The sequence below is a fragment of the Streptococcus mitis genome, assembly GCF_946188685.1.
GTDB classification, from domain to species: domain Bacteria; phylum Bacillota; class Bacilli; order Lactobacillales; family Streptococcaceae; genus Streptococcus; species Streptococcus mitis_CC.
Genome location: NZ_CAMHWH010000011.1, coordinates 36,244 through 50,599, shown reverse-complemented (window position 1 = coordinate 50,599; position 14,356 = coordinate 36,244). Strand labels below are relative to the sequence as shown.

Annotated in this window: 18 protein-coding genes and 1 pseudogene; 16 read left to right on the top strand and 3 right to left on the bottom strand. The window is 31.7% G+C overall.

Annotation, left to right across the window (positions count from 1 at the left end; all coding sequences use genetic code 11):
- Nucleotides 1-168: 168 nt before the first annotated feature.
- Nucleotides 169-414 (bottom strand): hypothetical protein, encoded by a 246-nt coding sequence (locus N8N51_RS09400; RefSeq protein WP_261104080.1) that lies wholly within the window; start codon nt 412-414, stop codon nt 169-171.
- Nucleotides 415-711: 297 nt separating this feature from the next.
- Between N8N51_RS09400 and N8N51_RS09395 the strand changes: the two genes are divergently transcribed.
- From N8N51_RS09395 to pezT, 9 genes are all read left to right on the top strand, one after another.
- Nucleotides 712-1,353 carry a peptidylprolyl isomerase gene (locus N8N51_RS09395; RefSeq protein ID WP_261104079.1) on the top strand — a complete coding sequence of 214 codons (642 nt, stop codon included), beginning with the start codon at nt 712-714 and terminating at the stop codon, nt 1,351-1,353.
- Between the two features lie 9 nt (nt 1,354-1,362).
- Nucleotides 1,363-2,448 (top strand): toprim domain-containing protein, encoded by a 1,086-nt coding sequence (locus N8N51_RS09390; protein ID WP_261104078.1) that lies wholly within the window; start codon nt 1,363-1,365, stop codon nt 2,446-2,448.
- Between the two features lie 50 nt (nt 2,449-2,498).
- Entirely contained in the window at nt 2,499-2,732 is a 234-nt protein-coding gene (locus N8N51_RS09385) for a DUF5965 family protein (RefSeq protein ID WP_000152419.1), read from the top strand.
- Nucleotides 2,729-3,112 carry a DUF5945 family protein gene (locus N8N51_RS09380; RefSeq protein WP_002933294.1) on the top strand — a complete coding sequence of 128 codons (384 nt, stop codon included), beginning with the start codon at nt 2,729-2,731 and terminating at the stop codon, nt 3,110-3,112. Before N8N51_RS09385 ends, N8N51_RS09380 begins: the two co-directional genes overlap by 4 nt.
- 37 nt (nt 3,113-3,149) lie before the next feature.
- Nucleotides 3,150-3,425, top strand: a complete 276-nt coding sequence (locus N8N51_RS09375; RefSeq protein WP_000495445.1) for a hypothetical protein — start codon at nt 3,150-3,152, stop codon at nt 3,423-3,425.
- A gap of 81 nt (nt 3,426-3,506) precedes the next feature.
- Nucleotides 3,507-4,139 carry a DUF3990 domain-containing protein gene (locus tag N8N51_RS09370; protein WP_000424174.1) on the top strand — a complete coding sequence of 211 codons (633 nt, stop codon included), beginning with the start codon at nt 3,507-3,509 and terminating at the stop codon, nt 4,137-4,139.
- Nucleotides 4,130-4,357: a hypothetical protein gene (locus N8N51_RS09365; RefSeq protein WP_000301902.1), complete on the top strand. Its 228-nt coding sequence runs from the start codon at nt 4,130-4,132 to the stop codon at nt 4,355-4,357. Before N8N51_RS09370 ends, N8N51_RS09365 begins: the two co-directional genes overlap by 10 nt.
- 152 nt (nt 4,358-4,509) lie before the next feature.
- Nucleotides 4,510-4,986, top strand: coding sequence for a type II toxin-antitoxin system antitoxin PezA (gene pezA, locus N8N51_RS09360; protein WP_261029171.1), 477 nt, complete (start codon nt 4,510-4,512; stop codon nt 4,984-4,986).
- Nucleotides 4,986-5,744 (top strand): type II toxin-antitoxin system toxin PezT, encoded by a 759-nt coding sequence (gene pezT, locus N8N51_RS09355; RefSeq protein ID WP_261104077.1) that lies wholly within the window; start codon nt 4,986-4,988, stop codon nt 5,742-5,744. The genes pezA and pezT overlap by 1 nt, the downstream gene beginning before the upstream one ends.
- A 390-nt stretch (nt 5,745-6,134) precedes the next feature.
- Here the strand turns inward: pezT and N8N51_RS09350 are convergent, their stop codons facing one another.
- The gene (locus N8N51_RS09350) at nt 6,135-7,031 is read right to left on the bottom strand and encodes a tyrosine-type recombinase/integrase (protein ID WP_153210192.1); all 897 of its coding nucleotides are present in this window, start codon (nt 7,029-7,031) and stop codon (nt 6,135-6,137) included.
- Nucleotides 7,032-7,123: 92 nt separating this feature from the next.
- Between N8N51_RS09350 and N8N51_RS09345 the strand changes: the two genes are divergently transcribed.
- On the top strand, nt 7,124-7,696 hold the full coding sequence (locus tag N8N51_RS09345; protein ID WP_261104076.1) for a hypothetical protein: 573 nt from the start codon (nt 7,124-7,126) through the stop codon (nt 7,694-7,696).
- Between the two features lie 3 nt (nt 7,697-7,699).
- Here N8N51_RS09345 and N8N51_RS09340 read toward each other — a convergent pair whose 3' ends face one another.
- Complete coding sequence (locus N8N51_RS09340) at nt 7,700-8,950, bottom strand: hypothetical protein (RefSeq protein WP_261104075.1); 1,251 nt, start codon at nt 8,948-8,950, stop codon at nt 7,700-7,702.
- 350 nt (nt 8,951-9,300) lie between these two features.
- On the opposite strand from N8N51_RS09340, the pseudogene N8N51_RS09335 reads away from it, so the two are divergent.
- The 6 genes and pseudogenes from N8N51_RS09335 to N8N51_RS09310 form a co-directional block, all read left to right on the top strand.
- Nucleotides 9,301-9,754: pseudogene (locus N8N51_RS09335) on the top strand (helix-turn-helix domain-containing protein); the annotation flags it as partial.
- Between the two features lie 309 nt (nt 9,755-10,063).
- Entirely contained in the window at nt 10,064-10,357 is a 294-nt protein-coding gene (locus tag N8N51_RS09330) for a hypothetical protein (protein WP_076984621.1), read from the top strand.
- Nucleotides 10,358-10,414: 57 nt separating this feature from the next.
- A complete protein-coding gene (locus N8N51_RS09325; protein WP_261104074.1) occupies nt 10,415-11,581 on the top strand; it encodes a toll/interleukin-1 receptor domain-containing protein in 1,167 nt (388 codons plus the stop codon).
- 1 nt (nt 11,582) lies between these two features.
- Nucleotides 11,583-12,992 carry an SIR2 family protein gene (locus tag N8N51_RS09320; protein WP_261104073.1) on the top strand — a complete coding sequence of 470 codons (1,410 nt, stop codon included), beginning with the start codon at nt 11,583-11,585 and terminating at the stop codon, nt 12,990-12,992.
- Entirely contained in the window at nt 12,992-13,612 is a 621-nt protein-coding gene (locus tag N8N51_RS09315; RefSeq protein ID WP_070482328.1) for a TIR domain-containing protein, read from the top strand. The genes N8N51_RS09320 and N8N51_RS09315 overlap by 1 nt, the downstream gene beginning before the upstream one ends.
- A gap of 375 nt (nt 13,613-13,987) precedes the next feature.
- Nucleotides 13,988-14,347 carry an SAG1252 family conjugative relaxosome accessory protein gene (locus tag N8N51_RS09310; protein WP_000529543.1) on the top strand — a complete coding sequence of 120 codons (360 nt, stop codon included), beginning with the start codon at nt 13,988-13,990 and terminating at the stop codon, nt 14,345-14,347.
- The last annotated feature ends 9 nt before the right edge of the window (nt 14,348-14,356 follow it).

The window sequence follows — 14,356 nt, the reverse complement described above, 5'->3', positions numbered from 1 at the left end:
ATAACAAGAGCTTTCTCGAAAGGGAGAAGCATCCATCATCTGAATCAGAGCTAAGCGCTCGTGTTGCGTGTGTTTGTCTTGAATAGAAACATCTCTATACACTCCACTCGTCAAGTCGGATAGGGCATTTATTTGTATGAGATTATAGGATTTAACATCTGTTTGGGTTTAGATAGAGGTTTCTGTATCCATGGGATTTCGAGGAATACAGATATCACTCCCATCTGCAGCGAATATTGGGAAAACAGTGTTGAGTGGAATAGGTGCTGTAAATTTTTTAAATAGGGCATAGAAAGCCTCAGGTTTTATTTGATAGCGTCTTTGAATAAAGGCTGAATTTGAAACTGTCAGTTTGGCATCTAGTAATTCTTTTGACAGTGATTTTCCTCCCATTCCCAGAATGGTACGAATCATGGTTTCTAGTGATAACCTTCTTTTACGAGTAAAGGCCTGTTAATCTTGTTTGACAAACTCAACTTTTTGACCAAGGATACTCTGAATACTCTTATTCACGTGGGCTTTTATTTGTTTTATCATGGGAAATACCTCCGTAACTCTAGTTTATCACATAAAAAAGAAACCCAAATACAGAATCGTATTTGAATTTCTTAACTTAATTATATTGGACTCTTCAGAGACTTTTTCTTGTGATAAAAGCTCCAAGTCATATCTGGTATTCTTGACCTAGTTTTTATAGAAAGAAGGTCTAAGATGTTAAATAAAGTCAAAACTAAAGCCTTAATTAGTGTTGGAGCAGTGGCTGCAACTAGCTTTATTCTCATGATGGGATATACTATTGGTCAACATTCTACTGCTAAACAAAGTCGCAAAGAAATCGAATTGGCTGCAGCTAAACTTGTAGAGGACAAACAAGCAGAAGATAAAGCAAGTATTTTGTCATCAGATACTGTAAAAGAATTTTTGACACAGTACTATACGAAAGAAAAACTAGGGGAAAATAATACACGTATTCAACCTTATATGACTGAATCAGCTTATTCTCAAGAATTGTCAAGTCAAAATGATGCCATGAACCAAGTGTATAAGGATTATATTCTGGATTATCATTTTGAAAAAGCTGATATCTTTGTCAATCAGACTACGAATCAAGCCATTGCCATGGTCTCTTATAATGTAACCTATGTATCTAATTTAAAGAATGCCAACCAATCAAAAACCAATCAGACAGAAACAAGAACTGTTAAATTGTCCTATTCTAAACTTCCTGGTAAGTTATTGGTCAACCAAGTACAGGTTTGGAAATCTGGGTTAGATGATTTGGATAAGGCCACTCCCAAAAATTTAGAAGAATCCTCATCTGTTCCATCACTGCCAAATACTACAACAAAATGATGATATTGCATGGAAATAGAAGAATGTAAGCAAATTTCAATTCTTGATGTAGCAAGTCGTTTAGGTATCTCCTTTAAACAAGTTTCGAGCAGTGTCTATGAACATCCTGAACACGATTCATTCCGGATTTTTTCAACTACCAATACTTTTAAATGGTTTTCAAGAGATATTCAAGGTGATGTCATTGATTTTGTTCGACTTGTTAAGGGAATTTCCTTTAAAGAAGCTCTAGCCTTTCTTTCTAAAGAACCTTTTCAAAAAGAAGCTGTTCAAGAAAAAAGAGAGAGACCATTTTATTATCCTTTAAAGAGAATAGAAGATTCTAACTGTAGTCTGGCCAGATATTACTTAACAGAATGTAGAGGAATTTCAGAAGAAATTGTACAAAGGATGATTCAACAAGGTTTGATGGCACAAGCCAGTTGGAAAACAAATGAAACTGTTGAACCTGTTATTGTTTTTAAAAGCTTTGATCATCGTCACAAGCTGCAGGCAGCAAGCTTACAAGGGATATATAAGAATCCTACTCTTTCTAGAGAGAGGTTAAAAACGATTCTAAAAGGAAGCCATGGACATGTTGGAATATCCTTTGACATTGGTAAACCAAATAGACTGGTCTTTTGTGAATCGTTTATCGACTTGATGAGCTATTACGAACTTCATCAACAAAGCCTATCAGATGTTCGTTTGGTATCTATGGAGGGATTAAAAAGGTCTGTTGTTGCTTATCAAACTTTACGACTGATAGCTGAAGAAAATCAGAAGTTGGAATTTTTAGATACAGTAATACCTTCAAAGTTATTGCCTTTGTTCAATACAATTCGTGATACCACCAGCTATTTTGATAATCATTCTGATTTATTGACACTGGCAGTAGATTGTGATGATGCAGGTAAAGATTTTTCTGATAAGTTATCTAAATCAGGATTTCCTGTTTTACTGGATTTACCTGATAATGAATATGGGAAAGAAAAAAGAGACTGGAACGATATTCTTCGAGAAAAGAAATCAGATTTACAATTGATGTTCGAGAATGCAAAAGAGACATTGAGGAATCAACCAGTAAGACAAACCTCTCAATGTTTAGAATTGTGATAACAAAATCAAGATGTTTTAGCTAATATTAGAATGAAGGAGGATAGTATATGACCATTATTGAACGCTTAGAAGAAAAGGTCACTAGGCAAGAAAGTAAGGTAGCAAGAGAGACAGAAAAACTAGCTGCTTACAAAGAGCAACTGGAGACAGCGATGTTTGCGACGTTCAAAAGGCGTCAAAGCATCAGTCACATGAGTTTTGAAGAAGCTCTTGATCATGCCTTTGGTAAAGAAAGACAATTCGATGATTCTGAATTTAGAAAGGATGAAATGAGTGAATGACAAAAGATTGGAATTTTAATCAACCATTAGAAAGTAAATCAGAAAATCAAGAAGATCCAGATAAAATTGCGGCCTTATTTGGAAATCATCAAGGAGGTAATGATGTAAATTATGAAGCAGCTTTTCAAAAGCGCAAACAAGCACCTGTGACGGAATCAAATTCTAGTTCTAAACCCAAAGTTACAGAGGTTAGAACAGGAAAAGAGACAGATATCACTACAAGTTATCAGCAACATCTTAAAAGACTGATTGCGGATAACAATAGCGATATTCAAAGTAGTCAAAAGAAAATTGAAGAGCTACATACGTTGATTGACACAAAGAATAAAGACAATAAGAAATTGCAGTCCATTTACGATGCGATTTCCGAATTACACTAAGCAGTCCTGATAGGCTGCTTTTTTTGAGAGGTTATAGATGTTTACAACATTTTTTAAGAAAAATCACGACAATAGTGATGTATTTAAAAAGCTGATTCATAGACTATCTGATATGTCTGTCCAAGATCTTGAAAAAATAGATCGACTGCTAGATATCATTTTCACTCCAAACCAAGAATCACAACAACTAAAAACAGAAGCAACTTACAGAGAAGAAACTTTGGACGACACATTAAAGGAAGCTAAGAACCAACTTCATAAAGAACAATTGGAGAAGAATTTAGAGAGATTTAGGAAAAATGGAATGAAATAAATGGTTTTATAAAATTTTCTTTTACTTGCATAAAGTCTTGTGTTATACTTTTAGTATAGACTAGAGAAGGAAGTAAATATTTTGGAGTTGACTACCAAGCAGGAAAAGCAACTAGGTCAGACGCAGTGGTTTCATGCTACATTATTGAGACATTTAGAATCCTTAAAAAAAGGAATCGATGTTAAATTTAATTTAGGAAGTGAGCTAGACTTTGGACCTGGTTTCTATATCACACCTGACTTTGAACAAGCTAGAAAATTTATTAACAAGCAAGTTGAAGTATTAAATCGAAGCACTTCTAATAATAATATTTTTGACTCAGAAGAAGAAGTAGGAATTATAGTAGAATTTCGTATTTCAAATTTTATAGAAATTTTTAAGAACCCTGACTATCATTGTCACTATTTTGCAAAACATAAAAAGTCAGAGTCAGATTTAGATTTTGCGGAATTTGTCGTTCAAAATCGGGAAAATCCAGATGAATTACAACACCATTTTGATTTTATCTATGGTGTTCAGACTGATGACAATCCAACCCAAGCTTTAGCTCGTTTTCGTCAGAATGAAATTACAAAAGAAGAAATGCTTGCTGAGTTTAGAAAACCCTATTCTTTTAAACAATTATCCATTCACAACCAATCTTTTTGTGATATAATGAAAATAGAGAAAGTTTATCAATCAAAGACAGGAGAGGAGTTACAAAAATGGCAGTAGTATCGTTGGAAAATAATATTAAACTATATAGTTCAGAATTATTTCAAGCACTATTAAAAGCCTCTAATTATAAATTGGATGAGCGTATTGCTCAGACTGTTGCAGAAGGCTATGCTCGTAATCTAGATTATTCTGATCCTGAACTGATGCATGTTGGTGTAACTTCGGTTGCTAACAACCTGCTTACAAAAATTAAACAAGAGTATTTTATTGTATAGTATTTTGAAAAGCCACCGAAAAAGGAATTACTCTTTAAGGTGGCTTTTTTAGAAGTAAAGTTTAGGCTAGAAAAACAACAAAAAATGCACCAATTTTGGTGCATTATGCTTTTTTATGCTATAATTGAATTATAAAAATAAAGGAGTTTGCCATGATTGGAAAGAACATAAAATCCTTACGTAAAACACATGACTTAACACAAGACGACTTTGCCCGAATTGTAGGAATTTCTCGAAATAGCTTGAGCCGGTATGAAAATGGAACGAGTTCAGTCTCTACGGAATTAATTGACATCATTTGTCAGAAGTTTAATGTATCTTATGTCGATATTGTAGGAGAAGATAAAATGCTTAATCCTGTTGAAGATTATGAATTGACTTTAAAAATTGAAATTGTGAAAGAAAGAGGTGCTAATCTACTTTCTCGACTCTATCGCTATCAAGATAGTCAGGGAATTAGCGTTGATGATGAATCTAATCCTTGGATTTTAATGAGTGATGATCTATCTGACTTGATTCATACGAATATCTATTTAGTAGAAACTTTTGATGAAATAGAGAGGTATAGCGGCTATTTGGATGGAATTGAACGCATGTTAGAGATATCTGAAAAGCGGATGGTAGCTTAATGGAAATCCAATATTATACTGATAGTGAATTCAAACATGCTTTAGCACGGAATCTTCGTTCTCTGACAAGAGGAAAAAAGTCCAGTAAGCAACCTGTAGTGATTTTGCTTGGAGGGCAAAGTGGTGCTGGCAAGACTACAATTCATCGTATTAAACAGAAAGAATTTCAAGGAAATATTGTTATCATAGATGGCGATAGTTTTCGTTCTCAGCATCCACACTATTTAGAACTTCAGCAAGAATATGGCAAAGATAGTGTTGAATATACTAAGGATTTTGCAGGAAAAATGGTGGAGTCTTTAGTAAGAGAATTGAGTCATTTGGGATACAATCTTTTGATAGAGGGAACTTTACGAACAGTTGATGTTCCAAAGAAAACAGCACAACTCTTGAAAAATAAGGGATACGAAGTACAATTAGCCTTGATTGCGACAAAGCCTAAGCTGTCCTATCTGAGCACTCTTATCCGATTCGAAGAACTGTACGCTATCAATCCAAATCAAGCACGTGCAACTCCAAAAGAACATCATGATTTCATTGTAAATCATCTAGTTAATAATACACGACAATTGGAAGAACTAGCTATCTTTGAAAGAATTCAAATTTACCAACGAGATAGAAGTTGTGTATATGATTCAAAAGAAAATACAACTTCAGCAGCAACTGTTCTTCATGATTTACTATTTGGAGAGTGGAGTCAGGTAGAAAATGATATGCTTAAATCTGGAGAAGAAAGATTTAAAGATTTAACTAATTGAAATGGTTGTTAGAACACAAATTTTAAAATATAGTCTACTTATAACTTTTGTTAGTTGTTTTAAGGTGGGCGAAAATTTTTTAGAACCAAAAAACGCATAGTCTCAGGTGTTGAAAAACTTGAAATTATGCGTTTTCTTGTGGGAAGATTTACTCCATTTTCTTCAGGAATTGAGATTTTGCCCATCTCTTTTTATTATATTTAAGGATATTTGAAAGATGTATTTTAGAAAAACAATTATGGAGTTCTTAATACGGAATATAGTATAAATGCTGATTCAAAGTGAAGTTTTATATGTTTTTTGCTTTTGTTGAGTATAAAACTATTAACTAAAGTCGAACTACAAAAATTAATTTAAGATGAAGTGAACTGTAGACTTTGGAAATGTCTCTTACTCGATTTCAGAATGAATTACTGATACGGGATTAAAAGAACTAAGTATTTCTTTTTGTTTTGAATGAGATACGTGAGTATAGATTTGTGTGATTGATATAGAACTATGTCCAAGAATTTGTTGAATATATCGAATATCTACATCACTATCTAGAAGCATTGTCGCAAAGCTATGTCTAAACATATGCGGTGTAATAGTTCTAGAAAAGTTATTTTGTTCAACGATTCTCTTTATTACTAAACGTACACTTTGCTCTGACAATGGTTTAAGTGAATGTTTCCCTGGGAACAAGAAATCATTGGATTCATTTCTTGTTTTATTTATATATGTTTCTAATAAATTGAATGTTTTTTGATCTCCTAAAAATAGGATACGTTCTTTCTTACCCTTTCCTATAATATGGAGTGTCTTATTGGAAAGATTAATATCTTTGAGATGAATGTGGCAAAGTTCAGAAATTCTGATGCCTGTTGAAAGTAAAAGTGAAATAATTAGTAGATTTCTTTCAGCGTGTTGTTTTTGATAATCAGTTTTAGATAGAACTACTCTCTGCTCTAAATATAAAAAAATACTTTTCAGAATGTCATACGGAATCGTTTTAGGCAATATTTTTTCAGTTCTAAATTGAAAACGCAATTGATTGAAGGGGTTCTCTTCAATTATGTTCTGGTATTTTAGATAGTTATAAAACACCTTCATACAAGCAATTTTTCTTCTTAATGTATTCGTTTTTATGTTAGATTGTGTCAAGTGTTCTATATAGGATTCGACATTATCATAGTCTGAGTTATAAAATTGCATAAGATCATTCTTATAAGCGCGAATCGTGTGTGAACTCAAACGCTTATGAGTTTTGCAATAATCTAAGTAATTAGAAATAAGTTTATAATCCATAAAAATCTCCTTTATCAATAATCATGCTATTATAAACCTATTTGGATGCTTTGTATAGTGATAATAAATTGTTATCGGTAGGAGAACTTTCTATGAGTGAAAACAAAATACAGATATTTCTGAGTAGACCAAACCCTTTTACTCAACATCAAGGCTTTTTTATCAAGGAATTTACAAAATTGTTAAAGCAAAGTGGTTTTGAATGCGTTACATTACAAGCGGCTGAATACTCCCCATATGAAGTGATGACTTCTTTACGGGAAATGATACAAAGAAGCTATGGTATTATTGTTTTAGCATTTGGTCAAACATTTATTAATGAAGGAGTTAGAAAAAAGGATGCAGAAATAAATCCTGACTTTTTTGCATCAAAAGAAATCCACTTAAAAAACAAGTGGATAACTAGTGTTTATTGTCACATTGAAGGGATTTTAGCTCTCACTTTTGGACTTCCCATGTTAACAATTCCACAAGAAAATATAACAAAGGAAGGGATTTTAAAGCAAGGCGAATATTCAATTACAGCCCCAGAATTCGAATTGAACACAAAAGACGAAATCCTTCACTATTTACATTCAGATGAATTTCAAAAGAGCTTCCAAGAGTGGAAAACTATGGTTGAACAAAAATATAAATTTGTAAAAGATGGGGAACATACTTATTAAAATCTAGTCCTTTATCACTAAGCGTATTTTTGATAAATCTTTTTTTAATATCTCTCTACCTTCTCGAATTGTTTTAGACTGTCTATCAGTCAGTCCACTAATATCAATTTTTAAGTCGGAAATTAAACCTGAAATAAATAACAATTCTTCTTGATTAGATTTCAACCAAATATCGTCATATTCGCTAGATTTACGAACTAAAGTAGACAGTGACCCTAAGATATATTTTGCGGTATATTTAGCAGTATAGTAATGCTCTTTTATAACCTCTATGTCTGTCTCTACATCTGCAATTTTTAATAAATTGGCACAATAATTTCTGGCACAATAAATATTATTATCTTCATAATTCATCCCTAGACGATAGTAGTGAATTGCAGATAGTAAATCATTTTTATTTTTAGTAATATAGAAGATACGTAAATAAATTGCTCCATATATGCCTAAAATTTTATGAAAAGTTGTTGTTTTTATATCAAGATATGGAATTAATTTTTGTTGAGAATCTTTTAAGTTATCGATATTTGTTTCATCTTTTTTATATGAAGATAGAAGATAACCCGCAACTATTTCATCGTCAACAAATCCACTATCTAAGATTTGTTTATATATTATTTCAGCCTCTACATATTGTTGAGAATCTTTTAAAGCATTAGCTACTTTAGTTAATTCGCTCCATGATTGTTGTGAATTAGATGTGGTAGTATTACTTTGAGAAGATGTTAAAGAATTGCTAATAACACGGTACAAATTTGAATGAAAAACAGGACTATCGATAAAGTCGTCATCAGAATTTTTTGCGTTATCAATATAACTTGATAGTAACTCCTGTATTCTTTTAAATTCCGAATACTCATTTAATTTATCAGAATCATATCTAATTTGAGGTAAATCTTGGATATCAAAAAAATTTATTTGAGCAGTATGATTATCACACAATATAATAGTTGATTTGGGTTTCATAGCATGACGTAATCCTAATTCATAGATTGCATTTTGATTCAAAGTTGTAATATCTGCTATTACAATATCGGCCTTAAATATTCCCTCAATGAATGTTTTTGTTATACTTTGTGTTGTATATACCTCATCAGCCCTGAATTGCTCTTGACCATAAACAGATGTTAGCTTCTTTGAAATGATTGTTGGTTTAATAAGCTCGTTATAGACGAAATTTAAATCTACTTCAATATTAGTATTTGGAATCTTTTTTGTACCAAATCCCATAACAACAAAACATGTTTTATTATCCATATGTCATTCTCCTACCGATAACAATTTATTATCACTAGTATACCATAAATTCATTATTAGTAGATTGATTTGTATAATGATTTTTTAGTTAAAATTAAATGATATTGGCCAACTATAAATTAAAACACTGTTTTGAAATTATATCTAATACTTTTGATTCAATTACACACTTACAACAACGTGATATTTGTATAGTTTGAAGAAAACAAGTACAAATTTATTAGAAAAGCAACATTTTATAGAATTATCACGAAAAATTCTAATTTTAGAATTATACGTTCTATTGATTTAGAATCTGATTTTTAATTTCTAAATGTTATAATAGTATTATCGAGTAAAAGAAGCAGGCCATGATTGGAAACAATATAAAATTCATACGGAAGGCACATGACCTGACACGTCCAGAATTCGCACGAATTGTAGGCATTTCAACCAATAGCCTTAGCAGTTATGAAAAGGGAGCAAGTATAATTTCAACAGAATTAATAGACAAAATCTGCCAAAAATTCAATGTATCGTATGTGAATATTGTTGGGAAAGAAAAAATATTAAATCCAGTGAGAAGATTATAAACTGACTTTAAAAAAGGAGATTGTTAAGAAACGTTGAACAAATCTCCTAACTCATCACTATTGTTATCAAGATAGCCAGAACCTCGTCTTTAATGATGAGAGCAATCACTGGATTGTAATGAGTGGCGCCTTATCTGATATGGTGAATACCAACATTTATCTAGTGACTACTTTTGAAGAGCTTAAGCGTTACAGGTGCTACTTGGATGGTATCGAGTACATGCAAAAAATCATCAGAAATGTGAATGGTAGCTTAATGAGTTTATATGATTATAGTGAGGATGAGTTTTCCTGTACCTTAGGTCGAAATATTTGCATACTGACGAAAGGAAAGTGAATGAGCCAAAATCCAATAGCTATCCTCTTACATAGACAAAGCGAACTAGAAAGACAATTATCAATTGTATCAAGCTCAAAGAGTTTCTGTTCGGTGAGTGGAGTAAGGTAAGAAGTAAATGTTGAGACTGGGGAAAATAAATTGAGAAAATTTTAATCAGTCATGTTTTATGTTAATATCAAATAGCAAGAATAGGTGAAAACTATGGAATTAAGAGAATTAAGAGAAATAATAGGCAAAGAAATTGAAGAGATTGTTACAGAGTTTCAAAATAGAGGAATAATATTTGAAGATCAATTTAAAGTAATGACTTCAATGTTTTGTAAGCAATATTCACATGAGCTACTCCAATTATTGGAAGAGGAAACAGGATTAAACGTGTGGTATGGTTATGGTTATCAGGCTCCTTATTTTTTCTATTACGATAGTGAAAGATACGATTATCAACTGGCTTCTTTTGTTGCAGAAAAGTATCAAATTAGAAAAGGAAATATGTAATAATTTTCGTATAGGAGCTATAAAACTGCAAATATTTATTATGAGGGAACTATTTATATGGGGATTGTTATGAGACAATATAATGAGTTTTACATAAAACTACAAAAAGAGTTTAAACCAGCTCATAATATGGTCATAGAGACTATGCCAGAGAAATTTTCTAACAAGGACTATGTTGATAAATTTACTTATATGTTTCCTGACAAAATTTCTAAGCTGGAAAAGGAAAGAAATTATTGGTATGGTAAACGTATTATTAAAAAGAATTTAGTTAAAATTCAGAGTAAAAGGATGTCTTTAGAAACTAATGATTTTATTCTTGAAACATCTAAATATATAAGAAGACGAGTAAGAAAAAATATTTTGAGTATTGAAGAGAGAAAAACTCAGGCAGATGAAATTCGAAAAAAATCTTTAGCAAAATTAAAGCTGCAAACTATAAAAAGAAAAAAATCATTAGATTATATACAAGAAATAAATCCCTCTTATCTGGAACATTATCGCAAAAGATTTTTTAAAACACATGATTTACATGAAAGATTGGAAATCATTAGAGAACTTTCGAAGTATGATTCAAAGGAAGTTCATAATTTTTTCTATGCAATAAATGGTCATGTAAGAAATCAATCGCTAAAAAAAGAAGTTCAGTCGTACTTTCAAAGTTTATCTCTACCGTTTAGATTGAGTAGAAAAAAGAAAGGAAAAACAAATTTTATTGATAATGAAATAGTAACAAATAGGAAAGGACCAGAAGAGTTGAAGAAGAGGTTATACATTGATGATTTAGAAAAGATAAAAAAATTTGATATCTTTCTTTCACATAACTCTCAAGATGAAGAAAAAATAATAACCTTTTATAAAAAACTAAACAAAAATGGCCAAGTCGTATATATTGACTGGGTTAATGATAAATACGATTTGAAACGAGAATGGTGTAATACTTCAACAGTTGATATTATCAAAGAGCGTATAAAACAATCAGATGTATTTGTTTTGTACTTTTCAAGTAAGACACTTAATTCTCAGTGGTGTGCTTGGGAATTGGGATATGCAGATGCAATTGGAAAGAAAATATGTATCTATTTTTCAGAAAAAATAGATAGAACAATTATTCCCAAATTTTATTCTATTTATCCAGAGCTACATCTTTCTGAAAACATTACAATTGAAGTTGATAAACAATCATCTATTATATTTAATGATTGGAAAAATAGGAGTAGTTAATATGGAAAAAGAGCTATTTATTAAAAAATATACTGAAGTTATTCAAGAAGGGAATGCTGCAGTATTTGCTGGTGCGGGGACATCAGTTGATGCCGGTTTTGTTAATTGGAAAGAATTGGTAAGACCATTCTCAGAAGAAATAAATTTGGACATTGATAAAGAAACAGATTTAATTGGAGTGGCGCAATACTATATCAATTCTAAAATGGGAAATCGTGGTACTGTGAATCAAGAAATAATTAATCAGTTTTCTAGTTCAGATGCAGAAACAGATGTTATGAATATATTAACACGTCTTCCCATTTCTACATATTGGACAACAAATTATGATGAGGTCATAGAAAATGGATTGGAAAAAAATAATCGCAGGGGGGATATAAAAAGAAAAGTAGATGATTTGGCTATTAATATTTATGATAGTGATGCTATCGTATATAAAATGCACGGTGATATAAGATCTCCTCAAGATGCAGTTATTTCAAAAGATGATTATGAAAGATATGGTGAGAAAAATTCGTTATTTGTTACAGCCTTGCGTGGGGACTTAGTCTCAAAAACGTTCTTATTTGTAAGGTTCAGTTTTGAAGATCCAAACCTAGAGTCTATTTTAGGAAAGGTGAATGTTTTATTAGGAGATAACAAAAGAGAACATTATTGTGTTCAGAGAACTGTATTAAGAAAAGATTATAAAACGAAAAAAGAGTATGACTATGCAAAAATAAAGCAAGGTTTAAAAATAATAGACTTAAAACGATATGGTATTGAGACTGTTTTGGTAAATGATTATACTGAGATTCCCCAATTATTACTAGAAATTGAAAGAGAATATTTTAAAAATACAATCTTCATTTCAGGTAGTATATCAGATTATAATGAGAATTGGAGTGAAGAAAAGGTAAATCAATACTGCTATGATTTATCTAGTTTTCTTATTTCAAAAGATTATAAAATAATATCAGGGTTTGGACTGGGGATAGGAAGCAGTGTTATTAACGGTGCGCTGGATCAAATTTATAAAACTAAATATAGACATGTGGCTGAACACCTTGGTTTGTTTCCTTTTCCACAAAATGCTAATGGAGAGAAATCGTTAAAAGAACGTTGGACCGAGAACCGTGAACAAATGATTAGTGAATCAGGGGTGTGTATATTTATATTTGGTAACAAGCTAGTTGAAGGTAAGGTAGAACTTGCTTCAGGCATGATGGAGGAATTTCAAATAGCTAAAGAAAAAGGAAAGATAATCATTCCGATTGCCTCTACTGGATTTGCTGCAAAAGAAATTTTTGATGAGATGAAACAATCAGGAGAATATAGTTATTTAGATAATTACTGGGAAACTTTGGAGACTGAAAAGGATTTCACTAAAGTTTTTTCCACGATTGATAAAATTGTCAATGAGGTACGATAATGGCAACCAAAATATTTATTTCGTTCCGTTTTAGTGATGGAAAAGAGATTAAAGATGAACTAGTTGATTTATTTGATGAATCTACTGAGGTAATTAATAGATCAGAAGATGTTGATAGAAGTCAAATGAGTGAGAACATTATTCAGGAATATCTATATGAGAAGTTAAAAGATACATCGGTTACAATTGTATTATTAACTCCAGAGGCTGTTTCTTATAGAAAGAATTGGCTTGGAAATTATGATGATTGGCTTTATGATGAACTAAGGTATTCTTTAGAGGATAGAAAAAATAACAGAACAAATGGTGTGATAGCTGTTTATACTGATGAAGCTAAATATAAGGTACTAGATGATAGTACTCATTATTGTCAACATTGTCAGCAGACTAAGTCGTGTAGGTCTTTGAAATATTTTGATAATTTAGCTAGAAAGAACATGCTAAATATTAAGTCGGCTTATAAGAAAAATCCATGTAATGATCTTTATGATGATGAGCACGATTCTTATATTTCTTTAGTAAGTTTGAGCGATTTCAAAGAAAATTATAGTCAATATATACAGAATGCCAAAGACAAAAGAGAACGATTAGATGAGTTCAATATAGCTAAGAGGATGTAATAAACAATCCTTGTAGATAATTCTGCTATTGAGATAAGTTCAACTTTTTAAGAGCCGAAAGGCTCTTTTTTCATCCTCTCATTCTCCTGTGATAACTTTTCCAAATTTCCTCTGATATACTTTTTTCAACTTTAAAAAATCCAACTAAGATTTTTCTCTGGGGGTTTGGGGGCAGAGTCACCAAGTTATCTTATCGTTAGCTGTCAAAACTGGAAGGTTTTAGTCAGCTGGCGATATGATTTTTGGGATATTGTGGACACAATATCTGAGCTCGCAAAGACCGAACAAGGAGAGACTGAGGTCTTTAGGAATCGTACTGACAATGTGAGGCAGCCTTACATTGTCAGACAAGTGTAATGTTGAAAGGATGGTAAGATGGGACAAGAAATTAAGTTAATCCGTAAGCAATTTAGAATCACGAGACAAGAAGAAAAACAGATAAAAGAAATGATGAGGGAACAAAAAGTGGATAGTTTCTCAGAATTTCTTCGTCAAAATTTATTGAAAAAGAATTATCAGGATAGAATTTTTGAAAGTTGGTTCTCCCTTTGGCAGTCTCAAAAGTTTGAACAGATTAGTCGAGATGTGTATGAAGTTCTGGTTGTCGCAAGAGAAAATCATCAAGTGACTCAAGAGCACGTCTCAATCTTATTGACTTGCGTTCAAGAATTGATTGCAGAAGTGAATCAAGTGCAGCCACTCAGTCGTGAGTTCCGTGAAAAATATATGGGTTAGGAGGATGTA